At 70.5% G+C, this 22,013-nt stretch carries 20 protein-coding genes and 1 pseudogene; 4 read left to right on the top strand and 17 right to left on the bottom strand.

Annotated features, from left to right (window positions below):
- Positions 1 to 86: 86 nt before the first annotated feature.
- From lepB (ACWC1K_RS25135) to ACWC1K_RS25180, 10 genes and pseudogenes are all read right to left on the bottom strand, one after another.
- Positions 87 to 1,094, bottom strand: coding sequence for a signal peptidase I (gene lepB / locus ACWC1K_RS25135; protein ID WP_450834447.1), 1,008 nt, complete (start codon positions 1,092 to 1,094; stop codon positions 87 to 89).
- Complete coding sequence (gene lepB, locus ACWC1K_RS25140) at positions 982 to 2,094, bottom strand: signal peptidase I (RefSeq protein WP_450834449.1); 1,113 nt, start codon at positions 2,092 to 2,094, stop codon at positions 982 to 984. Before lepB (ACWC1K_RS25140) ends, lepB (ACWC1K_RS25135) begins: the two co-directional genes overlap by 113 nt.
- The gene (lepB, locus tag ACWC1K_RS25145) at positions 2,087 to 2,815 is read right to left on the bottom strand and encodes a signal peptidase I (protein ID WP_450834451.1); all 729 of its coding nucleotides are present in this window, start codon (positions 2,813 to 2,815) and stop codon (positions 2,087 to 2,089) included. The genes lepB (ACWC1K_RS25140) and lepB (ACWC1K_RS25145) overlap by 8 nt, the downstream gene beginning before the upstream one ends.
- Before the next feature lie 45 nt (positions 2,816 to 2,860).
- Complete coding sequence (gene rplS, locus ACWC1K_RS25150) at positions 2,861 to 3,211, bottom strand: 50S ribosomal protein L19 (protein WP_030866123.1); 351 nt, start codon at positions 3,209 to 3,211, stop codon at positions 2,861 to 2,863.
- A gap of 133 nt (positions 3,212 to 3,344) precedes the next feature.
- Complete coding sequence (gene trmD, locus ACWC1K_RS25155) at positions 3,345 to 4,178, bottom strand: tRNA (guanosine(37)-N1)-methyltransferase TrmD (RefSeq protein WP_450698712.1); 834 nt, start codon at positions 4,176 to 4,178, stop codon at positions 3,345 to 3,347.
- A 3-nt stretch (positions 4,179 to 4,181) separates the two neighbouring features.
- Positions 4,182 to 4,724: a ribosome maturation factor RimM gene (rimM, locus tag ACWC1K_RS25160; protein ID WP_450834452.1), complete on the bottom strand. Its 543-nt coding sequence runs from the start codon at positions 4,722 to 4,724 to the stop codon at positions 4,182 to 4,184.
- Between the two features lie 94 nt (positions 4,725 to 4,818).
- Positions 4,819 to 5,058: an RNA-binding protein gene (locus ACWC1K_RS25165; RefSeq protein ID WP_003973401.1), complete on the bottom strand. Its 240-nt coding sequence runs from the start codon at positions 5,056 to 5,058 to the stop codon at positions 4,819 to 4,821.
- Positions 5,059 to 5,060: 2 nt separating this feature from the next.
- Complete coding sequence (gene rpsP / locus ACWC1K_RS25170) at positions 5,061 to 5,480, bottom strand: 30S ribosomal protein S16 (RefSeq protein WP_099931567.1); 420 nt, start codon at positions 5,478 to 5,480, stop codon at positions 5,061 to 5,063.
- A 376-nt stretch (positions 5,481 to 5,856) separates the two neighbouring features.
- Positions 5,857 to 6,453, bottom strand: coding sequence for a hypothetical protein (locus ACWC1K_RS25175; protein WP_450698714.1), 597 nt, complete (start codon positions 6,451 to 6,453; stop codon positions 5,857 to 5,859).
- A 261-nt stretch (positions 6,454 to 6,714) separates the two neighbouring features.
- Positions 6,715 to 7,258 (bottom strand): annotated as a pseudogene (locus ACWC1K_RS25180) (proline--tRNA ligase); the annotation flags it as partial.
- A gap of 201 nt (positions 7,259 to 7,459) precedes the next feature.
- On the opposite strand from ACWC1K_RS25180, the gene ACWC1K_RS25185 reads away from it, so the two are divergent.
- A complete protein-coding gene (locus ACWC1K_RS25185; RefSeq protein WP_450834454.1) occupies positions 7,460 to 8,326 on the top strand; it encodes an SAM-dependent methyltransferase in 867 nt (288 codons plus the stop codon).
- Between the two features lie 7 nt (positions 8,327 to 8,333).
- Here ACWC1K_RS25185 and ftsH read toward each other — a convergent pair whose 3' ends face one another.
- The 6 genes from ftsH to nsdA form a co-directional block, all read right to left on the bottom strand.
- Complete coding sequence (ftsH, locus tag ACWC1K_RS25190) at positions 8,334 to 10,271, bottom strand: ATP-dependent zinc metalloprotease FtsH (RefSeq protein WP_450834455.1); 1,938 nt, start codon at positions 10,269 to 10,271, stop codon at positions 8,334 to 8,336.
- A 50-nt stretch (positions 10,272 to 10,321) separates the two neighbouring features.
- Entirely contained in the window at positions 10,322 to 11,875 is a 1,554-nt protein-coding gene (gene ffh, locus ACWC1K_RS25195; protein ID WP_450834456.1) for a signal recognition particle protein, read from the bottom strand.
- A 254-nt stretch (positions 11,876 to 12,129) separates the two neighbouring features.
- Positions 12,130 to 14,577, bottom strand: a complete 2,448-nt coding sequence (locus ACWC1K_RS25200; protein WP_450834457.1) for a [protein-PII] uridylyltransferase — start codon at positions 14,575 to 14,577, stop codon at positions 12,130 to 12,132.
- Positions 14,578 to 14,603: 26 nt separating this feature from the next.
- Positions 14,604 to 14,942, bottom strand: a complete 339-nt coding sequence (locus ACWC1K_RS25205; RefSeq protein WP_003997576.1) for a P-II family nitrogen regulator — start codon at positions 14,940 to 14,942, stop codon at positions 14,604 to 14,606.
- Complete coding sequence (locus ACWC1K_RS25210; RefSeq protein WP_450834459.1) at positions 14,939 to 16,276, bottom strand: ammonium transporter; 1,338 nt, start codon at positions 16,274 to 16,276, stop codon at positions 14,939 to 14,941. Before ACWC1K_RS25210 ends, ACWC1K_RS25205 begins: the two co-directional genes overlap by 4 nt.
- A 315-nt stretch (positions 16,277 to 16,591) precedes the next feature.
- The gene (gene nsdA / locus ACWC1K_RS25215) at positions 16,592 to 18,076 is read right to left on the bottom strand and encodes a transcriptional repressor NsdA (protein ID WP_450834461.1); all 1,485 of its coding nucleotides are present in this window, start codon (positions 18,074 to 18,076) and stop codon (positions 16,592 to 16,594) included.
- A gap of 444 nt (positions 18,077 to 18,520) precedes the next feature.
- Here nsdA and ACWC1K_RS25220 point away from each other — a divergent pair, with 444 nt between their 5' ends.
- Entirely contained in the window at positions 18,521 to 19,177 is a 657-nt protein-coding gene (locus ACWC1K_RS25220) for a bifunctional DNA primase/polymerase (protein WP_450834462.1), read from the top strand.
- Positions 19,178 to 19,285: 108 nt separating this feature from the next.
- On the opposite strand, the gene ftsY is transcribed toward ACWC1K_RS25220, so the two are convergent.
- The gene (ftsY, locus tag ACWC1K_RS25225) at positions 19,286 to 20,488 is read right to left on the bottom strand and encodes a signal recognition particle-docking protein FtsY (RefSeq protein ID WP_450834463.1); all 1,203 of its coding nucleotides are present in this window, start codon (positions 20,486 to 20,488) and stop codon (positions 19,286 to 19,288) included.
- 105 nt (positions 20,489 to 20,593) lie between these two features.
- On the opposite strand from ftsY, the gene ACWC1K_RS25230 reads away from it, so the two are divergent.
- On the top strand, positions 20,594 to 21,577 hold the full coding sequence (locus ACWC1K_RS25230; protein WP_450834465.1) for an LLM class flavin-dependent oxidoreductase: 984 nt from the start codon (positions 20,594 to 20,596) through the stop codon (positions 21,575 to 21,577).
- A 40-nt stretch (positions 21,578 to 21,617) separates the two neighbouring features.
- The gene (locus ACWC1K_RS25235; RefSeq protein WP_450834467.1) at positions 21,618 to 21,995 is read left to right on the top strand and encodes a hypothetical protein; all 378 of its coding nucleotides are present in this window, start codon (positions 21,618 to 21,620) and stop codon (positions 21,993 to 21,995) included.
- The last annotated feature ends 18 nt before the right edge of the window (positions 21,996 to 22,013 follow it).

The raw sequence follows: 22,013 nt of genomic DNA on the forward strand, positions 1-22,013 counted from the left end.
CGCACCCTACCCGGCGGTACCTGACGCGGTCAGCCCCTCATGGCCGACCGTGGTCACAGCTGCACCAGGGCTTCACCAAGGCATGGTCAGGCGGAGTGCTCCGCGCCCGCTTTGCGGGTCTCGGCCGCCGCGATCTTCCTACGACGCCACAGGGCCACCGGCACCACCCCGGTCAGGGCGAGCGCGTTCGGCGCGGCCGTCAGGGCGGCGGACGCCGAGGACTGGTCGTTCAGTCCCTGCTGGTCGAAGGTGTCCGGGATCGGGAGGGTGTCCCAGCGGGTGATGGGCCAGGCGATGACGATGGCGCGTCCGACGACCTTGCTCACCGGAACCATGCCGTTGTGCTTGTCGCTCTGGTTGTAGCGCGAGTCGCGCGAGTTCTGACGGTGGTCGCCCATGACCCAGATGTAGCCCTTGGGGACCTTCACCGTGAACTGGCCGCCCTGGTCGTCGACGCTGCACGGGGTGTTGCCTGCGTACACGAACGACGCGTCGTTGAGCGCCTTGCCGTTGACCCTGAGCGGGCCGGAGCCCTTGCAGGAGACGGTGTCGCCGCCGACGCCGATGACGCGCTTGATGAGGTCCTTCTCCTCGGCGGACGGCATCAGGCCGATCCAGCTGAGGGCCTTCTGCAGCGGGTTCGGATTGGCCGTGGGCTCGCCAGCCAGCCAGTTGTCCGGGTCGTGGAAGACGACGACCTCGCCGCGCTCGGGCTTCGAGCCGAACCAAGGGGTGAGCTTGTCGACCAGGACCCGGTCGCCCTGCTGCAGGGTGTTCTGCATCGAGTCCGAGGGGATCGAGAACGCCTGCACCAGGAAGGTCTTGATCAGCAGCGCCAGCACGAGCGCGATGCCGATCAGGATGGGCAGCTCCTTCCAGAAGGAGCGTTGCTTCTTGGACTTGGGGGGTGCCCCGTCCGACCCCTGTTCCTCGGCCCGGTTCCGCTCGCCCGGCGTCGCGCCGTCGTCGGTCGCCCCGGAGTCACTCCCGGAGGTCACGGCGCTGTCCGCGGCCGGGACGGCTGCGGAAACCCCTGGGACGGGCTGTCCGCGGTGCTCCTCGCCGTCGTGTCCGGACCGTGCGCCAACCGCCACATCCCCCACGCCAACTCCTTACTCTGTGCCGCTGCCTGCCCCAGACGCGGTGCAGGCCCACCACTCCCATAACGAGCGGGAGTTCCGCAGGGCTCGGGAGCTGGACCGTTCCGTTGAAATAGTCAGGAGCAACCCTATGCGACAGCTGCGGGGACGCGGTCGTCCCCGACACGGAGTTGGAGACGGAGGAGAAAGTTTTAGGTTCTTTCAAGGAAGTCCAATGGCCGAAGGGCCAGGCGATCACCATCGCCCGTCCCACCACCGAGTCCTCGGAGACCGTGCCGCCGTAGGGCGTGTTCTGGTGGGCGCGGGAGTCCGCGGAGTCGCCCCGGTGGTCGCCCATCACCCACAACCGGCCCTGGGGGACGGTGATGTCGAACGGCTGTGTGGAGGGGGCGTTTCCGGGATACAGGTAGTCGCCCTCGGTCAGGGGAACGCCGTTGACGGTCACCCGCCCCTGCGTGTCACAGCACTTGACATGGTCGCCGCCGACGCCGATGACCCGCTTGATGAGGTCCTTCTCGTTGTCGGACGGCAGCAGGCCGATGAAGGTGAGTCCCTCCTTGACCTGCTTGACGACGACGGGGTCGTTCTTCTTGGTCGCGGTCTGCTCGTCCGCGAGCCAGCCGCCCGGGTCCTTGAAGACGACGACGTCCCCGCGTTTGGGCTTCGAGCCGAACCAGGGGGTGAATTTGTCGACGAGGACGCGGTCGCCGATCCGGATCGTCTGCTCCATGGAACCGGACGGGATCACGAACGCCTGCACGAGGAACGTCTTCAGGACCAGGGCTATGAGGACGGCGACGCCGACGAGGAGGGGTATTTCCTTGACCGCGCTGCGCCTGCGCTTTCGTTTGACCTTGCGCTGCAGCTTGCGCCGCTCGGCGCGGGTGCGGCCGGCGCCCCCGGCGACCGGACCGGAGGCACGGCGGGAGCCGGTGGGCAGCAGGCTCTCGGCCGGGCTGCTCGCGGCACCGCGGGGTTTGCCACGGTTACCCATGCGCACCGTCCGCGGCGGGCACGCGCGCGTAGGCGCCGGGACGCTGCAGGCGGGTCCAGTGGGCGGTGGGCCAGATGATCCAGTCGGCGCGCCCGATGACGTCCGAGAGGGGGATCATGCCGCCGCCGGGTGAGCCCAGGTGGTCGCGGGAGTCGCTGGAGTCGCTGCGGTGGTCCCCGAGGACGAAGAGGGTGCCGTCGGGCACGACGACGGCGAAGGGCACCGTGGACGGGCTGTCACCGGGGTGGAGGAACGTCGACTCGTCGACCGACCGGCCGTTCACCTTGATCCTCCCCTCCCTGTCACAGCAGACCACGTGGTCGCCCCCTACACCCACGACGCGCTTGATGTAGTCGCCGCTCCCGAAGTAGCCGGTGCCGTCGAACACGACGACATCGCCGCGGCGCGGCTCGGCACCGAAACGGTACGCCAACTTATTTACGAGAACCCGGTCGCCAATCCTCAAACCGTTTTCCATGGATCCGCTGGGAATCTGGAATGGTTGGACCACGAAAGAGTTGAGGAGCAGCAAAAACACCAGGCAGACCAGCAGGGTCAGGCTGATCCTCCCGCCGGGCAGCCAGTCGGCGACCCGCGACACCAACGCGAAGCGCGACCGTCCCTCCGGCCCCTCTGTGTCCGAAATCTCCTGGGAGACGTCCTCGGAGTCGGAAGGGCGGGAGGAGCGGTCGCGCTCCGTGTGCTGTGCTTCGGTGTCCATCGGGGCCAGATGCTATCCGGCCCCGACAGGAACGCCTGCGCGAGCTCAGCTGTCGCGCTTCTCCTTGATCTTCGCGGCCTTACCGCGCAGCTCGCGCAGGTAGTACAGCTTGGCGCGACGCACGTCACCGCGGGTGACGAGCTCGATCTTCTCGACGATCGGGGTGTGCACCGGGAAGGTGCGCTCGACGCCGACGGAGAAGGAGACCTTGCGGACCGTGAAGGTCTCGCGGACACCGGCGCCCTGGCGGCGGATCACAACGCCCTTGAACTGCTGCACACGGGAGCGGTTGCCCTCGATGACGCGGACGTGGACGTTGACGGTGTCACCCGGGCGGAAGGCCGGGACGTCGCTGCGCAGCGACGCGCTGTCGACGGAGTCGAGCAGGTGAGACATTTCGTCTGCTTTCTTCGCTGATGCCACAGGTCATCAACGGGAGCTAGGTGTTCCGGAGGATGCTGTCCGTGTCGGGGCGGGCGTCGTGTCCCCCTGTGGCAGGGGCGCACGCCGGACGACGCACAACAGCGGTCTATTCTTCCACGCCCTCGGTCCTGCGCCAAAATCGGCCGTACGGCTCCCCCTCCGGGTCCGGGGCCCAGCCCAGGATGGAGAGCATCTCGCGGTCCTTCTTGTCGAAGGCCTTGGGGTCGCAGCGCTCGATCAGGTCGGGCCGGTTGGCCGTCGTGCGCCGTAGGGCCTCGTCGCGGCGCCAGCGGGCGATCTTGCCGTGGTGGCCGCTGAGCAGCACGTCGGGGATGCCGCGGCCGCGCCACTCGGGCGGCTTGGTGTAGACGGGGCCTTCCAGGAGGTTGGCCATGGCGCCGGGGGCGAAGGAGTCGTCGCGGTGGGACTCGGCGTTGCCGAGGACGCCGGGCAGCAACCGGGCCACGGCCTCGGTGATCACCAGGACGGCCGCCTCGCCGCCGGCGAGGACGTAGTCGCCGATGGACACCTCGTGGACGGGCATACGGGTGGCGTACTCGTCGATCACCCGGCGGTCGATGCCCTCGTAGCGCGCGGGTGTGAAGATCAGCCAGGGCCGCTCGGAGAGCTCGACGGCGAGTTCCTGGGTGAAGGGGCGGCCGCTCGGGGTGGGCACGATCAGCGCGGGTGCGTGCGAGCCGGTCTCGTAGCCGTCGGCGAGGGCGGAGTCCAGGGCGTCGCCCCAGGGGTCGGTCTTCATGACCATGCCGGGGCCGCCGCCGTACGGGGTGTCGTCGACGGTGTTGTGGCGGTCGTAGGTCCAGTCGCGCAGATCGTGCACATGGACGTTCAGCTGTCCACGCGCGCGTGCCTTGCCGACGAGGGAGACGTTCAGGGGTTCCAGGTACTCGGGGAAGATCGTGACGACGTCGAGGCGCATCTCTTACGACTCTTCCCGGGTCGACGCGATCTCCGCGTGGTCGTCGATCAGCCCGGGCGGCGGGTCGATGACCGCCTTCTGCTCCTCCAGGTCGATCTCCGTGACGATCTCCTCGACGAACGGGATCAGGACCTCGCTGCCGTCCGGACGCTCCACGATGAACAGGTCCTGGGAGGGCAGGTGCGAGATCTCGGTGATACGGCCGACCTCGACGCCGTCCTTGGTGACCACGTCCAGGTCCATCAGCTGGTGGTCGTAGTACTCGTCCTCCTCCTCGGGGAGCACCTCCGGGTCCACCTCGGCGATCAGGAGGACGTTGCGCAGCGCCTCGGCCGCGTTGCGGTCGCGTACGCCCTCGAAGCGCAGAAGCAGGCGGCCGCTGTGGACGCGGCCCGTCTCGATGGTGAGCGGGCCCGCCGAGGCGGGATCGGTGGCCAGGACGGCGCCGGGTGCGAGCCGCAGTTCGGGCTCGTCGGTACGGACCTCGACGGTGACGTCGCCCTTGATGCCATGGGCACGGCCGATCCGTGCGACTACGAGCTGCACTTCCCAGGATCTCCTGTCGTAACGACTGGTAACGACTGCGGGCCGGGGACGGCACAGTGGCCCTCCCCGGCCCGAGCCGGTGTTGCGTTTGGCGTCAGCGGACGTGGTCCACGTCGACGAGGTCGACGCGGACACCGCGGCCGCCGATGGCGCCCACGACGGTACGCAGAGCGCGCGCGGTGCGGCCGTTGCGGCCGATCACCTTGCCGAGGTCGTCGGGGTGGACCCGAACCTCGAGCACGCGGCCGCGACGCAGGTTGCGCGAGGCGACCTGCACATCGTCAGGGTTGTCGACGATGCCCTTCACGAGGTGCTCGAGAGCCTCCTCGAGCATGCTCAGGCCTCGGTCGACGCGGACTCGGCAGCAGCCTCGTCCTTCTTCTCAGCCTTCTTCTTCTGGGTGATGGCCTCACCCTTGCCCTCGTCGTCGCCACCGAGGGCGTCGAACACCGGGCGAGCAGCCTTCGGCTCGGCCACGAGCAGCGGAGCCGGGGCGGGCAGGCCCTTGAACTTCTGCCAGTCGCCGGTCAGCTTCAGGATGGCGAGAACGGGCTCGGTCGGCTGCGCGCCGACACCCAGCCAGTACTGCGCGCGCTCCGAGTCGACCTCGATGCGCGAGGGGTTCTGCACCGGGTGGTACAGACCGATCTCCTCGATCGCACGGCCGTCACGACGGGTGCGGGAGTCGGCGACGACAATGCGGTAGTGAGGCGAACGGATCTTGCCCAGACGCTTCAGCTTGATCTTGACTGCCACGGGAGTGGGTTCTCCTGGATTTGACGTGGTTGGGCACGGCGAGATTGCCGCGTGGGGTTGCGGTACCCGAGTGCCCGATGGACGCGTCAGCCGGAGGCGAGAGGGTTCCTGTGCGGCTGTCGAGTACAGCTAGCCATTGTGCCATACCCAGCGGGTCGCTTTTGGCCGAGGGGGCGGCGAGGGCGTGCGGGCATGGCTGAGAGGCGCCGGGCGCTGCGGTGGCCGTCACGGCGTTGCGCAGCCCGGCGCGCGGGATGCCGTCTGCGCCCACCCGTGCCACCCCAGCGGCACGACTGCCCGCAGACGGCGGGCGGCTCCCTGCGCACGACGCCCGGATTCCGGCAGCCACGAGATGCCGGTGCTCCAGGACCCGCGCCTATGCCGCGCCCACGACCTCCGGGATCCGGAACGGCTTGCCGCAGCCGCCGCAGACGATCGGTGCCTGGGCCAGCACCGACGGGACGACCCGCACGTTACGGCCGCAGTCGCACACCGCCTTCACGCGGACCCCGCCCCCGGACGAGCCGTGCCGGGCCGCCGGGCCGCGGAAGCTCTTCGGGGTGTCGGCGGAGGTGGCTGCCGTGTGGGCCTTGAGGGCGCGCTGCAGCCGCTCGATGGTCGGGCGGTAGCGGCGCTTGGCCTCGGGGTTGAGCGTGACCAGCGAGAAGCCGCTGCTGGGGTGCGGTTCCTCGGGGTGGTCCAGGCCCATCTCCTCGGCGATCGCGAGGAATCTGCGGTTGTGGTAGCGGCCGGCGCGGGACGTGTCGCGTACGCCGCGCGCGGCGGCGATGCCATGGACTGCCTCATGGAGCAGTCGCTCGAAGGAGAGCTCGTGACCGCACGCGGACGACGACTCTCCGATCAGGGACTCTGGCGCGGCAAGGTCCGGCAGCTCGGGGTGGTACCGCTGAATGTCGGCCCACGCCTCTGCCAGCTCTGCGGCGAGAACAGGTGGTGTCTGTGTCGTGCTCACGTAATGACAACGAGCGGGGCCTCGAATGTGTTCCTATTCCGGGCCATCCCAAATAATTTGCACGTACCCGTCAGTTTCCGCTGATGCGTGCCGACGAGGGCGGGTGCGCTGATCTGCGGAGAAACCTCACAGCTCGTCCCAAGCCGGTACGTAGTCCGCTCTACGACCCGGCACGTAGACGGTGTCCACGCGCCGGTGCGGGTGTGATCCGCAGATGCGCAAGGGGCGTTTCGGTCGCTCTCGCAGCGGAACGGCCCTGTATCAGTAAGCGCGCGCGACCACCGCGACGTTACCGGGCGCGTCGTCGGCGTCCGGCACCGACCCGTCGGCAGCGACCAGACACCGTACGGTCACCGCGTGCTCGGCCGGTCCGGCCTCGCCTTCTTCGCCGAGACCCGCCCGGGGAATGCGCGCCCAGCCGCCGGCGCCGACCGCCTCGACGGCTTCCCCGATCGTCGGCACGTCGGCCGTACGGGACTCACGGCGCTCGCGGCACTGGGCGAGCGGGAGCGCCTGGTCCTCCTCCGGGATCGCGGGGAGGAGGGCGACCATCGCCGTGCCGTTCTCCAGGTCACGGGGCCCGACCTCGATGCGTACGGGGACGCCCTTCAGTTCGCGGCCCGCCGCCCGCCAACCGGTCACCGATCCCACGGACCTTGGCCAAAACCGCCTCCTCGCCCTTGATCGTGAGGACGACCACCTGGATCTGCGCCGGCCGCGGCGGGACCCTCAGGCCGTTGTCATCTCCGTGAGTCATCACCAGGGCGCCGATCATGCGGGTGGTCGAGTCCCAGGAGGTCTGCCATGGGCGCGATGGCAGGGGCCCACGTTGCCGGGATGTGAATTCTTTTCGCCCGCATATGCAACCCGCAATCCGGGGCCCCACTACCCCTGGACGAGCGGTCGAGTGCGGAGTTACCTGGCATACGGGGGGAGTGCGAGCGCACGTCACGGGGGCCATGGAATCGGGTACAGGGGCAACTCTCGGCGGATTGGGGCGCTTTACATGACACCTACGCTCGTGCGGCAGCACCCGTCCCCTACGGGCCAGGCGCCCCGTGTGGACCTGTGTGCACGCGCGCGTGACTGGTCCGAGATCCAGGAGCGGATGCTGGTCCCGCTCTACGAGGCCGTCTACGAGCGACTGGAAGTGGGCCCCGGCACACGGTTGTTGGGCCTCGGCTGCGGCAGCGGGCTGGCCCTCTTGATGGCGGCCTCCAGAGGCGCCGCGGTCACCGGTGTCGACCACTCCTCCCCCGAACGGCTGGCTCTCGCGCGGGAGCGGCTGCTCCCGGACGCGTGGGGCACGCGCGCGCGTGCAGGTACCCGTGTCGTCGACGGCTCGCCCGGAGACGTCGTGGCCGCGGGCGACGCGGAGACGCCCGCGTTCACCCTGGTGACGGCTTTCGAGCCGATCGGGTGTCTGGCGGGCGACTCGGAGGGGCTCGGCGGGCTGCTGCAGGCAGCGACACCGCTCGCCGGGCGCGGGGCGCCCGTGGTGCTCGCCGGCTGGGGTCCGCCGGAACGTTGCACCACGTCGACCGTGCTGCGGGTGGCCACCAGGCTGGCGGATCCGCTGCGCAGCACGGGCAGTTGGCGCCCCGCCCTTCGCGACGACCTGGAGGAGGTCGCCCAGCGGGCGGGGCTGAAGCCCGACGGCTCCGGGCGGGTCGCCTGCCCGTTCGGGTACGCGGGCATCGACAGCGCGGTACGGGGCCTGCTGTCGACGGGCCTGTTCGACGCGGCGATCTCCGCGACCGACCAGGCGCAGGTGGACAAGGAGCTGGCGGAGGCCCTGCACCCGTATCGGCGCCGGGACGGGACGGTGTGGATGCCGAACGTGTTCCGGTACCTGATCGCCCGTACCCCCTAGACGCCTTTCAGACGCCGTCGCCCTTCGCCAACCGGGTGATCCCGGCGATCCGGTACGCGTCCGCCTCCTCCAGGGTCTCCCGCTCCAGCAGGGCCCGGGCCAGGGCGTCCAGTTGGCCGCGGTGGTCGGTCAGCTTGCGGCACGCCTCCTCGTAGCACTCGTCGACGATGCGGCGCATCTCGCCGTCGATGACGTCGAGGGTCTGCGGGGCCGCCGCGAGGCCGTAGGCCTGCTGGGCGTCGTTGGGGAGGGCGGAGAGGCGGCCGACGCGCTCGCTCATGCCCCAGCGGGCGACCATGCCGCGCGCGATGTTGGTGACCTGCTCCAGGTCGTTCTCCGCGCCGGTGGTGACGACACCGTAGACGACCTGTTCGGCCGCCATGCCGCCGAGCGCGCCGATGATCCGGCCGCGCAGGTACTCCTCGGTGTACGCGTACTTGTCGGACTCCGGAGTGGAGAGCGTGACGCCGAGGGCCCGGCCGCGCGGGACGATGGTGATCTTGCGGACGGGGTCGGCGCCGGGCTGGAGCATGCCGAGCAGGGCGTGGCCGCTCTCGTGGTAGGCGGTGCGGCGGCGCTCCTCCTCGGGCATCACCAGCGGCCGTTCGGCGCCCAGTTGGACCTTCTCCAGGGCCTCGGAGAGGTCGGTCTGGGTCACCCGCTCCTGCTTGCGTTTGACGGCGAGCAGGGCCGCCTCGTTGGCGAGGTTGGCCAGTTCGGCGCCGGTCATGCCCGGGGTGGTACGGGCGACCTGGCCGAGGTCGACGTCCTTCGAGAGCGGGATCTCGCGGGTGTGGATCCGCAGGATGGCCTCGCGGCCTCCGCGGTCCGGGGGTGAGACCATGACCACCCGGTCGAAGCGGCCGGGGCGGGTCAGGGCCGGGTCCAGGACGTCGGCGCGGTTGGTGGCCGCGATGACGATGACGCCCTCCGAACCGGAGAAGCCGTCCATCTCGGTGAGGATCTGGTTCAGCGTCTGTTCGCGTTCGTCGTGGCCGCCCATGCCGGAGCCGCCGCCGCGGGCCCGCCCGATGGTGTCGATCTCGTCGATGAAGATGATCGACGGCGCCACCTTGCGGGCCTCCGCGAACAGTTCACGCACCCGTGAGGCGCCCACGCCGACGATCATCTCGATGAACTCGGAGGCGGACGCCGAGAAGAACGGCACACCGGCCTCACCGGCGACGGCACGCGCGAGGAGGGTCTTGCCGGTGCCGGGCGGGCCCGCGAGCAGCACGCCCCGCGGCATCTTCGCGCCCATCCTGCGGTAGGCGTCCGGGTTCTTCAGGAAGTCGACGACGTCGTTGAGCTCGCCCTCGACCTCGTCGATGCCCGCCACGTCCTCGAAGGTCGTCCGCTGGGCGCCCGGCTGCAGTTCGACCGGCTTGGGCGGCGTCTTGCGGCCGAGCATCCCGCCCGCACCGCCCAGCCCCGCGCTCATCCGCCGCGCGACGAACACCCACACCGCGATCAGCAGCAGCATCGGGGCCAACGAGATCAGCAGATTGGCGAGAAAGCTGCGGTGCTGGACGACCGGTTCCGCCGTGACGGTGACGTTGTGCTTCGTCAGGTCGTCCCAGATCTTGTCGCTCGCGAACGTCGGCCGCTCGGTGCTGAACTTGGTGTACTTGCCGCCGCCGTGCGGGTTCTTCTGCTCCTTCTTGAGCTGGCCCTGGATCGCGTTGCCCTTGGCGTAGATCTTGCTGACGTTGCCCGCGTCGACCTGCTTGCTGAACTCGGTGTACGAAATCGTGGGCTCGTTGCCCTCGTTGAAGAACGACAGGATCAGATTCGCGATCAGGTACACGACCAGCGCGGTCAGGATCAGGCTCCACCAGCCGCCGCGCATCTTCCGCCCGTCCGGCGGTTTGGGCGGCTGCTCGGGAGTGCCCTCGGTGCGCCAGGGCTGGTCGGGCGACTTGCGCGGCGGGGCGGGGTTGGTCATAAGCGGACGTTACGACAACACCCCACCCCCGGCACGCGCACCGGGTGAACTCAGCCCATGAACTTCTTGAACTCGTCCGGCAGCTCGAAGTCCTGCGGCGCCTGCTGACCCGGCATGCCGAAGGCGCCTTGGCCCTGAGCGGCGGCGGCCCGGCGTGCGGCCTCCTCCTGCTCCTGCTGCTTGCGCTTCATCGGGTTGCCGGAGCGCTGCTTGCCCTTGGCCTTCTTCGGCTGCTTCCTGGCGCGGCCGGCGCCGCCGCCCATCCCCGGAATCCCGGGCATCCCCGGCATGCCGCCGCCCTGGGCCATGCGGGACATCATCTTGCGGGCCTCGAAGAACCGCTCGACCAGGTTCTTGACCGCGCTGACCTCGACGCCGGAACCCCTGGCGATACGGGCGCGGCGCGAGCCGTTGATGATCGTCGGCTCCTGGCGCTCGGCCGGGGTCATCGACTTGATGATGGCGGCCGTGCGGTCGACGTCCCGCTCGTCGATGTTGTTGATCTGCTCCTTGATCTGGCCCATGCCGGGCATCATGCCGAGCAGCTTGGAGATGCTGCCCATCTTCCTGACCTGCTCCATCTGGGCCAGGAAGTCGTCGAGGGTGAAGTCCTGGCCCTTCTTGGAGGCCAGCTTGGAGGCCATCTTGGCGGCCTCTTCCTCGCTGAACTCCTTCTGCGCCTTCTCGAACAGGGTGGCCAGGTCACCCATGTCGAGGATGCGGGAGGCCATCCGGTCCGGGTGGAAGACGTCGAAGTCGTCCAGCTTCTCGCCGTTCGACGCGAACATGATCGGCTTGCCCGTGACCGAGGCGATGGACAGGGCCGCACCACCGCGGGCGTCGCCGTCCAGCTTGGAGAGGACCACGCCGTCGAAGCCGACGCCGTCGCGGAAGGCCTCCGCCGTGTTGACGGCGTCCTGACCGATCATCGCGTCGACGACGAAGAGGATCTCGTCCGGCGAGACCGCGTCCCGGATGTCCGCGGCCTGCTGCATCATCTCCTGGTCGATGCCCAGGCGGCCGGCGGTGTCCACGATGACGATGTCGTGGACCTTGGTCTTCGCGTGCTGGATCGAGTCCTTGGCGACCTGGACCGGGTCGCCCACGCCGTTGCCCGGTTCGGGGGCGAAGACGGCCACGCCGGCGCGCTCGGCGACGACGCTCAGCTGGGTGACCGCGTTCGGGCGCTGGAGGTCGGCGGCGACCAGGAGCGGCGAGTGGCCCTCTTCCTTGAGGTGCTTGGCCAGCTTGCCCGCGAGGGTGGTCTTACCGGCACCCTGCAGACCCGCGAGCATGATCACGGTCGGCGGCTGCTTGGCGAACCGCAGGCGGCGGGTCTGGCCGCCCAGGACGGTGACCAGCTCGTCGTTGACGATGTCCAGGACCCGCTGGGCGGGGTACTGCGTGCCGGAGACCTCGGGGCCGAGGGCGCGCTCCTTGACGTTCTTGATGAACGTGCGGACGACGGGCAGGGCCACGTCCGCTTCGAGCAGCGCGATACGGATCTCACGCGCGGTGGCGTCGATGTCCGCCTCGGAGAGCCGTCCCTTGCCGCGCAGGTTCTTGAAAGTCGCTGAGAGGCGATCGGAGAGAGTATCGAACACGGCGGCGTCGGTCCTCGGGGTCGGTGGCAGTATGAGCGTCTTCCAGGGTATCCGGCCGCGCAAGACAATCGTCCCCGCCCGGTGGATACGACGGACGGGACGGGCGACCTGCGCCGGTGACGGCGGCGCTCCGCGTCGGCGGGGCCGGGCGGCCTCGACGCCGGCGCCCAAGGGATGGAACGACACCGACGCCCGGGACCGCACCCGCGCAGACGGGCCCCGATCAGCGCCTGGGACGCCCCTGCGTCACCGCCTCACCCCCGCAGCGTCTCCTCCAGCTTCCGGGCCACGGCCGACGCCTCGTCGCCCGGCAGAGGCGCGCCCTCGGGCCCGGTCACGTAGAAGGCGTCCACGGCGTTCGCGCCCAGGGTGGAGACATGTGCGCTGCGCACCCGTACGCCCGCGTCCTCCAGCGCCCGCCCGATGCGGAACAGCAGGCCGGGGGCGTCCTGCGCCCGCACCTCGATCACGGTGGCCAGCCGGGAGGCGGCCGAGGCGACCGTCACCCGCGCCGGCGGCGCCACGACACCCCGGCGGCGCGGATACGCGGCGTCGCGCTCGGCGAGACGCCCGGCGATGTCCAGGGACCCGTCCAGCGCCCGTACGAGGTCCGCCCGCAGCCGGGCCGCCTGGGGCAGTGAGCCGTACTCGGCGGCGACCCGCCAGTCCAGCAGCAGGACCGAGCCCTCGACGCCGTCCGGCAGGTCCAGGGTGCGCAGCTCGGCGGTGCGCACGGTCAGCCGGTGCATGGCGAGGACACCGGCCACCGCGGGCAGCACGCCGTCCTGGTCCGGTACGGCGATGAGCAGTTCGACGCCGAGCGGCTCCGGGTCGCCGGAGGGCTGTTCCTCCGCCGGCGGCTCGGTCTGGGCGCGCAGGGACAGCACCGGGCTGCCGGTGGCGAGCGCCTCGATGGCGAGCCGCTCCTGCTCGGCGGTGGGCGCGGCGGCCTCGGGCTCGTCGAGTACGTCCCCGGCGAGGACGGCGGCGACCCGCTTGACCAGGTCGGCGACGAGCGAGCCGCGCCAGGACGACCAGGCGGCCGGTCCGGTGGCCAGGGCGTCCGCCTCGGTCAGCGCGTGCAGCAGCTCCAGGGTGGACTGCGAGCCGACCGCCTCAGCGACCGAGCGGACGGTGGCCGGGTCCTCCAGGTCGCGGCGGGTGGCCGTCTCGACCAGCAGCAGATGGTGGCGTACGAGCGTGGCGAGCACGGCCACCTCGTCGCGGTCGAAGCCGATCCGGGCGGCCACGTCCTTGGCGATGATCTCGCCGGCCACCGAGTGGTCGCCGGGCCAGCCCTTGCCGATGTCGTGCAGCAGCGCGGCGACCAGGAGCAGGTCGGGACGGTGGACGCGGCGGGTGAACTCGGAGGCGCGTACGGCCGTCTCGATGAGGTGCCGGTCGACGGTCCAGATGTGGACGGCGTTGCGCTGCGGGCGGCAGCGCACCCGCTCCCAGTCCGGAAGCAGCCGCGTGATCAGGCCTTCCGCCTCCAGCGCCTCCCAGACGTCGACGGTGGGGTGCCCGGAGCCGAGCAGGGTGACCAGCTGTTCGCGGGCCTCGGCGGGCCAGGGCGTGGGCAGGGGGCGCACGGCCGCCGCCATACGCCGTACGGCGTGCAGGGAGAGCGGGAGGCCGGCCTGCGCGGCGGCGGCCGCGGCGCGCAGCGGCAGCACGGGGTCGCGCTCGGGGCGCGCGGCCCGGGCGAGCACCACCTCGCCGTCCTGCTCGACCACGCCCTCGGCCAGCGGGGAGCGCTCGGGGACGGGCTTTCCGCCGCCGAGCATGGCGCGCAGCCGCGGCCGTACGGCGCGCGACCGCAGCACGCGGGCCACTTCGCGCCAGGTGACGTCACTGGCGTACGAGATGACGCGTGCGGCCTCGTAGACCTGGCGCAGCAGGGTGTCGGCGTCGAGCAGACCCAGCTCGGCGGCGACCTGGTCCTGCTCCTGCAGCGCGAGCCGGTCGGTCGCCCGCCCGGTCGTCAGGTGCAGGGCGTCGCGTACGTCGAGCAGCCGGCGCCGGGCGTCGTCGAGGCCCTCGCGCGGGGCGTCGGCGAGCCAGGAGGCGGCTACGGCACGCAGGGTGGTGGCGTCACGCAGACCGCCGCGGGCCTCCTTCAGGTCCGGCTCCAGCAGGTACTGCAGCTCGCCCTGGCGCTCGGCGCGCTCGGCGCAGAGTTCCTGGAGTTCGGGGAGACGTTTCGGCGCCTGGTTGCGCCAGTCGGCGAGGACGGCCGTCCGCAGACCGGCCGTCAGGCCCAGGTCCCCGGCGATGTGGCGGGCGTCCAGCAGACCGAGCTGGACCTTCAGGTCCTCCGCGGCCGTCTTGCGGGCCTCGGCGGGGGTGCGCACCGAGTGGTCGAGGGCCAGGCCGAGGTCCCACACCGGGTACCAGATGCGGTCGGCCAGGGCGGCGACCGCCTTGGGGTCACTGCCGTCGTGGAGGAGGAGCAGGTCCAGGTCGCTGCGTGGCGAGAGCTCACCGCGGCCGTAGCCGCCGACGGCGACCAGGGAGACCCCGCGCAGTCCCTCGGCACCCGCGGCGAACAGCCCCGTCAGCCAGTCGTCCGTCAGCTCGGACAGGGCGGTACGGCGCGGCGGCCCGGACTGCGCCCCCTCGGTGAGGAGGTGCAGCCGGGCCGCCGCGTAGCCGCTGGGTCCCGAGTCTTCCGCTTCCTTGTGCACGTCCGTGCTCGACACCCAGCAGCTCCTGTCCTTCTTTTCCTTTAGAGCGCGTCCGGGCCGCGCTCGCCGGTCCGGACCCGTACGGCCGTCTCGACCGGGAGGGACCAGACCTTGCCGTCACCGATCTTGCCGGTTCGGGCCGCCTTGACGATGACGTCGATCAGCTGCTCGGCGTCGTCGTCCTCGGCCAGCACCTCGATACGGATCTTGGGGACCAGATCGACGGTGTACTCGGCACCGCGGTAGACCTCGGTGTGACCCCGCTGACGACCGTAGCCGCTCGCCTCGGTGACCGTCAGGCCGTGGACTCCGAAGGCCTGCAGGGCCTCCTTGATCTCGTCGAGCCGGTGGGGCTTCACGACGGCGGTGATGAGCTTCATGCGTCAACCTTCTTGCTCTCCGTGGCGGCCAGGACCGAGGGGGCGGATCCGGCGACGCCGCCACCCGCGCCGCTGAAGTCGTACGCGGTCTCGGCGTGCTCCGCCTGGTCGATACCGGAGATCTCCTCGTCCTCGGTGACCCGCATCCCGATGGTCTTGTCGAGGAGGAAGGCGAGGACCGCGGAGGCGATCAGGGAGTAGGCGAGGACCGCGCCGACACCGGCGAACTGCTTCCACAGCTGGGTGAAGGAGTGGTCGCCGTAGAAGACACCGGTCGCCGTGGACTGGCCCTTGCCGGTGGCGAAGAAGCCGATGAGCAGGGAGCCGATGATGCCGCCGACCATGTGGACGCCGACGACGTCGAGGGAGTCGTCGTAGCCGAACTTGTACTTCAGGCCCACGGCCGCGGCGCAGGCGACACCGGCGATGGCGCCGACGGCGATCGCGCCGAGCGGGGAGACCGCACCACCGGACGGGGTGATCGCGACCAGACCGGCGACCGCACCGGAGGCGGCGCCCAGCGTGGTGAACGCGCCGTGGCGGATCTTCTCGTAGGCGAGCCAGGCCAGCATGGCGGCGGCGGTGGCGACCTGCGTGTTGACGAACATCAGCGCGCCGACGCCGTCGTCGTTGCCGAGCCACGAGCCCGCGTTGAAGCCGAACCAGCCGAACCACAGCAGACCGGCACCGAGCATGACCAGCGGGAGGCTGTGCGGGCGCATCGGGTCCTTCTTGAAGCCGACGCGCTTGCCGATGACCAGGATGACGCCGAGAGCCCCCGCACCGGCGTTGATGTGGACCGCGGTACCACCGGCGAAGTCGATCACGCCCAGCTTGAAGGCCCAGCCGTCAGCACCCCACACCCAGTGGGCGACCGGGACGTAGACGACCGTGAGCCACAGGGCGACGAACAGCGCCCAGGCCGAGAACTTCACGCGGTCCGCGAGGGCGCCGCTTATCAGGGCCGGAGTGATGATGGCGAACATCATCTGGAAGACCATGAAGACGAAGATCGGGATGGTGTAGCCGGGCCACAACTCCGTCAGACCGACCTTGCGGAGGCCGAACCAGTCGGAGTCCCAGCCGATGAGGCTGTTGTTCGTACCGAAGGCGAGGGAGAAGCCGTAGAGCACCCAGAGAATGGTGACGATTCCGATGCTGATGAAGCTCATCATCAGCATGTTGAGGGTGCTCTTGACGCGGACCATGCCTCCGTAGAAGAAGGCGAGGCCCGGCGTCATGATCAGTACCAGGGCGGATGCAATCAGCATGAAGCCTGTGTTCGCGGAGGACAGCTTGGGTGCCTCCGCGGCAAGCGTGATGGCTGGTGCCATCGGCGTCTCCTCGTCGTTGGTACGGCCCCGTGCGGGCGAAGCCTGAAGCGGTCATGAGGGGTGGGCCGGTTATGCGCCATGAGATTGGCGCAGCGCGGTTTCGTTGGAAGCCCCTCGTTGTTTCGCCGCCGTGACGAAGGCGCCCTGTGTGTTACGCCTCGATGAACTGCCGGATGTCGGGTGCGTTCATCGTTATCGTGGCGCAACCTTCACCGAAGGTGAAAACCGGCCACGGGCGGCCTTCCGATGACCTGGCATGGGGGGAGCCGAGTCGGGCAGTTCGGGAGGGCCGGCCGTGGCCGGGGTCAGGGGATTTCATACCGCCTCGGCGGTCTCGGGGAGCTCGACGGCGAGCTTCTCGGTGAGGTCCACGACCTCGGCGAGGTCCCCGAAATCGCGTACGGCCGTGTCGACCGTCTTTCGGATACGAGTGTTCACGCGCTCGGAGCGGACCTTCTTGGCGATGTGCATGGCCTGCTCGGCCAGCACCGCGCTCCGCTCGGGCTCACGCTGCAGCAGGTGCACCGTGGCCATGCCGATCAGGTTCAGTGCATACGAGCGCTGGTGCTCGGTGTCCCGGGAGAACAGCTCGACGGCCCGCTGCATCACGGGCTCGGCGAGGGACGCGTAGGTGGGGCTGCGGCCCGCGACATAGGCGAGGTCGCGGTAGGAGTGGGAGTTCTCGCCGTGCAGCTCCGCCTCGGAGAAGAAGCGGATCCAGTCGGGGTCCGGCTCGTCCCACTCGTCCGCGTCCGCGAAGGTGTCCTCGGCCATCCGGACCGCCCGCTTGCACTTGCCGGGCTGCCCCATGTTGGCGTAGGCGCGGGCCTCCATCGCATACAGCATCGACTGGGTGCGGGGGCTCGCGCAGTCCCGGCTGCCGTACTGCGCGAGGTGGATCAGTTCCAGCGCGTCGTCCGGCCGGCCGAGGTGGATCATCTGGCGGCTCATGCTGGAGAGGATGTACGAGCCGAGCGGCTTGTCGCCGGCTTCCTTGGCCGCGTGCAGGGCGAGGACGAAGTACTTCTGGGCGGTCGGCTGGAGTCCGACGTCGTACGACATCCAGCCGGCCAGCTCCGCCAGCTCCCCGGCGACCTTGAACAGCTTCCTGGTGGTGGCCTCGGGCTGGGGCTCCTGGAGGAGGTCCGTCACCTCGTGCAGCTGGCCGACGACCGCCTTGCGGCGCAGGCCGCCGCCGCACTGGGCGTCCCACTGCCGGAACATCACCGTCGTGGACTCCAGGAGGTCCAGCTCGGGCTTGGAGAGCCGGCCGGGCCGGCGGGGCGCGGCCGGCGGCTCCGGCTCCGACTGCGGGGCCTGGGGCGAGGGCACCAGCCAGCGCTGCATGGGCTCGATGAGGGACGGGCCCGCGGACAGGGCCAGCGAGGTCCCGAGGAAGCCGCGCCGCGCCAGCATCAGGTCGCTGCGCGAGAACTCGCTGAGCAGGGCCACCGTCTGCGGGCCCGTCCAGGGCAGGTCGACGCCGGACACGGAGGGTGACTGCCGCGCCGCGCGCAGGCCGAGGTCCTCGACGGAGACCACACAGCCGAAGCGCTCGGAGAACAGCTCGGACAGGATCCTGGGGATCGGCTCGCGGGGGTTCTCGCCGTCCAGCCAGCGGCGCACCCGGGAGGTGTCCGTGGAGATGTGATTGGCGCCCAACTGGCGAGCCCTGCGGTTGACTTGGCGGGCGAGTTCGCCCTTCGACCAGCCGCTGCGCACGAACCAGGACGTGAGCAGCTCGTTGGGGCGCTTGTCCGTGCTGGTCGCGGTCGTCCCGCTTCCGCCGTTGCCGCTCACTGGAACGCCCCCATCCCTGAGACCACTTGTCGCCGAGTGCGCCAAGCCCTATCAGAATGCCGGTACATACAGCCGCCCGTCCGCCGGTTCTCACCCTTCGAACGGGATGCCTACTTGCCTCCGGCATACCCACGAGTGCATGTGCCCCCAGGACTCGTGCACTTACAGTAATCCTACGATCACTCGTCCAGCCATGGCGATCCCGGAAACGCCACCATTCGCCACCCCTTCGAATGAACTCAGTGTCGCCTCGGCGCGATTCACTTGACATAGACCAACCCGGAGTAGGCGGAGCGATGCACTCAGGGGCGTACGCCGCCTAGTTCACCACCCGGGGCACTTCGAGCGCCGCCCGGACCACGCGGGGCCGATGCATCCGGAACACAGGGTCACGATCCGCATCCGCGTCGTAACCACCGGCGCGTCGGACCCGTTGGAGGGGGCATGGGCTTCACGATCGGCGGCATCCGGGAGATCCGCTCCGGCTCGCGTCGGCGCGGCCGCTCCTCGGAGTGCACCGCCGTCGCCGAGTTCACGGGGCTCTGGGGCTGGGACGCGGTCCCGGGAGCCCGGGCCGCGGCGGGCGCCTGTTCCTGCGGCCGGGCGGATTGCAGCGCACCGGGGGCGCATCCTCTGGAGTTCGCGCCCCAGGTCCAGGCCGGCGCCACGCTCGACGAAGTGATCAAGGCCTGGGGCGAGTTCCCCGGGGCGTCGGTGATGCTCGCGGTCGGCCGGGCGTTCGACGTCATCGAGGTGGCCGAGCCCGCCGGGCGCCGCGCCCTGGTCCGCCTGGAGCGCATGGGCCTGCCCGTCGGGCCGGTCACCGCGACCCCCGAAGGCCGCGCCCAGTTCTTCGTCGCCCCCGGAGCAGCCGCCGAACTCCCCGAGCTGCTGTACCGCATGGGCTGGGACGACCCGACCTCCCTGGACCTGCGGGGCCTCGGCCCCGGCACGTACATCACGGCCCCGCCGTCCGACCGGGGCGGCCTGGGCCCGGTGCGCTGGCTGCGGCCGCCCGCCCTGGACTCGGCCACGAAACCGCCGGCGGCACGGCTGCTGCTGGGGACGCTGGCTTATGTGGCGCATCGGTCGCGGGCTTAGCCGTATCTGCACAGACGCACACAGCGAAGCGCCCGTCTCCCCACTGCACCTTGGGAAACGGGCGCTTCTTCGGCCACAGACCACATACCGACTCTGGTAGGTGGGGGGTCACTCTCCGATAAGGGCGTCAACGAACGCCTCCGGCTCGAACGGCGCCAGGTCGTCGGCGCCCTCGCCGAGACCCACCAGCTTGACCGGCACGCCCAGCTCGCGCTGGACCGCGATCACGATGCCGCCCTTCGCCGTACCGTCCAGCTTGGTGAGCACGATGCCGGTGATGTCGACGACCTCGGCGAACACCCGGGCCTGCACCAGGCCGTTCTGCCCGGTCGTCGCGTCGAGGACGAGGAGGATCTCGTCCAGCGGGGCGTGCTTCTCGACGACGCGCTTGACCTTGCCGAGCTCGTCCATGAGCCCGGTCTTGGTGTGCAGGCGCCCGGCGGTGTCGATGAGGACGACGTCGGAGCCCATCTGCTTGCCCTCCTTCACCGCATCGAAGGCGACGGAGGCGGGGTCGCCGCCCTCCGGCCCGCGCACGGTGTGGGCACCGACCCGCTCACCCCAGGTCTGGAGCTGGTCGGCGGCGGCGGCACGGAAGGTGTCGGCGGCGCCGAGGACGACGCTGCGGCCGTCGGCGACCAGGACGCGGGCCAGCTTGCCGGTGGTGGTGGTCTTGCCGGTGCCGTTGACCCCGACGACCATCACGATGCCGGGCTTGCTGGTCTCGGGCTCGGTCCTGACCGTGCGGTCGAGGTCGGTGCCGACCAGCTTGAGGAGTTCCTCGCGCAGCAGGCCGCGCAGCTCGGCGGGGGTGCGGGTGCCGAGCACCTTCACCCGCGCGCGCAGGCTCTCGACCAGCTCCTGGGTGGGCGCCACGCCGACGTCGGCGGTGAGCAGCGTGTCCTCGATCTCCTCCCAGGTCTCCTCGTCGAGGTGCTCGCGCGACAGGAGCGTGAGCAGCCCCTTGCCGAGCGCGTTCTGGGAGCGGGAGAGGCGGGCGCGCAGACGGACCAGGCGTCCGGCCGTCGGCTCGGGGACCTCGAGCTCGGGGATTTCGAGGACGGGCGGCTCCTCGACGGCGACCGGCGCCGAGCCGTCCGGAAGATCCACCTCCTCTATCGTCCGGCGCGGTTCGTCGCGGGGTGTCTCGGCCTCGTCGCCGACGTGCGGCTCGGCCGGAGGGGCGGTGATGTCGGGCGCGGCGGGCGGCGGCGGGGGCAGCGACTTCTTCCGTCGGCTGCCGATGACGAGTCCGCCGAGCGCGCCGAGCACGACCACGGCGATGACTACAGCAAGGATGACGGTTTCCATAACCCGTCCAGTATCAGTCATGGAGTCCTGCGACACCGCTCTGGATGTCTGACACACCGTCAGCTAACGTCCCCCTGCACACCCGCCCGGTGAAGGGAGACCCCCATGCCCGTCTCCGTCGTACGTTTCAACCTCGTCGAACCCGGCGCCACGCCCGCCTCGCTCGCCGCCCGCTACCGGGCCGCCCTGGAGATGGCCGCGTACGCCGACGAGCGCGGGATCACCACCGTCCAGACGGAGGAGCACCACGGCGTCGGCAACAACTGGCTGCCGTCGCCGTTCGCCTTCGCGGGTGCGGTCTTCGGGGCCACCCGGCGCATCGCGGTCACGGTCTCGGCGGTGATCGGCCCGCTGCACGACCCGCTGCGGCTGGCCGAGGACATCGCCGTACTGGATCTGCTGAGCGGCGGCCGGCTGGTGACCGTCGCCGGGATCGGGTACCGGCCCGAGGAGTACGCGCAGTTCGACGTGGACTGGAAGCGGCGCGGCAGGCTCCAGGACGAGCTGCTCGAGACGGTGCTCAAGGCGTGGACCGGGGAGGAGTTCGAGTACCGGGGCCGTACGGTACGGGTCACTCCGCGGCCCTTCACCGAGCCGCACCCCCTGCTCCTGGTCGGCGGGTCCTCGAAGGCCGCCGCCCGCCGCGCGGCCCGCCTCGGGCTCCCCTTCTTCCCGAGCGCGCATCTGCCGGAGCTGGAGGCGTACTACAAGGAGCGGCTCGTCGAGTACGGCACCGAGGGCTGGACCATGATGCCCGCCGCCGAGACGCCGCTGCTGCACCTCGCCGAGGATCCCGACCGGGCGTGGGCCGAGTACGGCGAGCACTTCCTGCACGAGGCGCGGACGTACGCCTCCTGGCAGTCCGGCGACATCCGCTCGGCGGTGAAGTCGGCGGCCACGAGCGTGGACGAGCTGCGCGCGGAGGGCGTCTACCGGATCCTGACGCCGGACCAGTGCGTGGAGCAGGGACTGGACAACCTCGTGCTGCATCCGCTGGCCGGCGGGATGCCGGTGGAGGAGGGATGGCGGAGTCTGCGGCTGTTCGCGGAACGGGTGCTTCCGGCGCTGGGGGCCGAGCCGGGGCGATAACCGGTGGTCGGGCGGGGCCCGGCGGTGGTCCACTGCGGCCATGAGTCTGCTGGTGGACGTGTTCGTCCGGGAGCCGGACGGCAGGATGCGGATACTCGACGTGCCGGACGACGTGTACCAGTCCGGGGGGTTCGAGTCCTGGCGTACGACGGTGTGGGGATCGGAGTTCGTACGCTCGCTGGGCGCCCGCTTCCTCCCGGTGCTGGCAGACGACGATCTCTACGTCGAGGCCGGGGATGTGCCGGAGTTCCGGCGCGAGGTCGCCCTGCTGCGCTCCCGTCTCGACGAACTCGCCCACGGCACCGAGCGGCCGCGGACGGTCGAGGAGCACCGGCACCAGATCGAGACCCGGCTGCGGATCATCGAGGAGAGCGTCCGCAAGGCCCTGGAGATCGGCGGTGGCGTCCTCATCTGGTGAGACAAGTGGCCGCCGCCC

The organism is Streptomyces sp. NPDC001492 (assembly GCF_053597275.1).

Coding starts and splice junctions, on each gene's coding strand:
- ACWC1K_RS25165 (WP_003973401.1), bottom strand. CDS start 5,058: ATGCTCGAGGAGGCTCTCGAGCACCTCGTGAAGGGCATCGTCGACAAC.
- rplS (WP_030866123.1), bottom strand. CDS start 3,211: ATGTCTCACCTGCTCGACTCCGTCGACAGCGCGTCGCTGCGCAGCGAC.
- ACWC1K_RS25235 (WP_450834467.1), top strand. CDS start 21,618: ATGAGTCTGCTGGTGGACGTGTTCGTCCGGGAGCCGGACGGCAGGATG.
- trmD (WP_450698712.1), bottom strand. CDS start 4,178: ATGCGCCTCGACGTCGTCACGATCTTCCCCGAGTACCTGGAACCCCTG.
- ftsY (WP_450834463.1), bottom strand. CDS start 20,488: ATGGAAACCGTCATCCTTGCTGTAGTCATCGCCGTGGTCGTGCTCGGC.
- lepB (WP_450834449.1), bottom strand. CDS start 2,094: ATGGGTAACCGTGGCAAACCCCGCGGTGCCGCGAGCAGCCCGGCCGAG.
- ACWC1K_RS25220 (WP_450834462.1), top strand. CDS start 18,521: ATGGGCTTCACGATCGGCGGCATCCGGGAGATCCGCTCCGGCTCGCGT.
- ftsH (WP_450834455.1), bottom strand. CDS start 10,271: ATGACCAACCCCGCCCCGCCGCGCAAGTCGCCCGACCAGCCCTGGCGC.
- ACWC1K_RS25210 (WP_450834459.1), bottom strand. CDS start 16,276: ATGGCACCAGCCATCACGCTTGCCGCGGAGGCACCCAAGCTGTCCTCC.
- ACWC1K_RS25230 (WP_450834465.1), top strand. CDS start 20,594: ATGCCCGTCTCCGTCGTACGTTTCAACCTCGTCGAACCCGGCGCCACG.
- lepB (WP_450834451.1), bottom strand. CDS start 2,815: ATGGACACCGAAGCACAGCACACGGAGCGCGACCGCTCCTCCCGCCCT.
- ACWC1K_RS25205 (WP_003997576.1), bottom strand. CDS start 14,942: ATGAAGCTCATCACCGCCGTCGTGAAGCCCCACCGGCTCGACGAGATC.
- ACWC1K_RS25185 (WP_450834454.1), top strand. CDS start 7,460: ATGACACCTACGCTCGTGCGGCAGCACCCGTCCCCTACGGGCCAGGCG.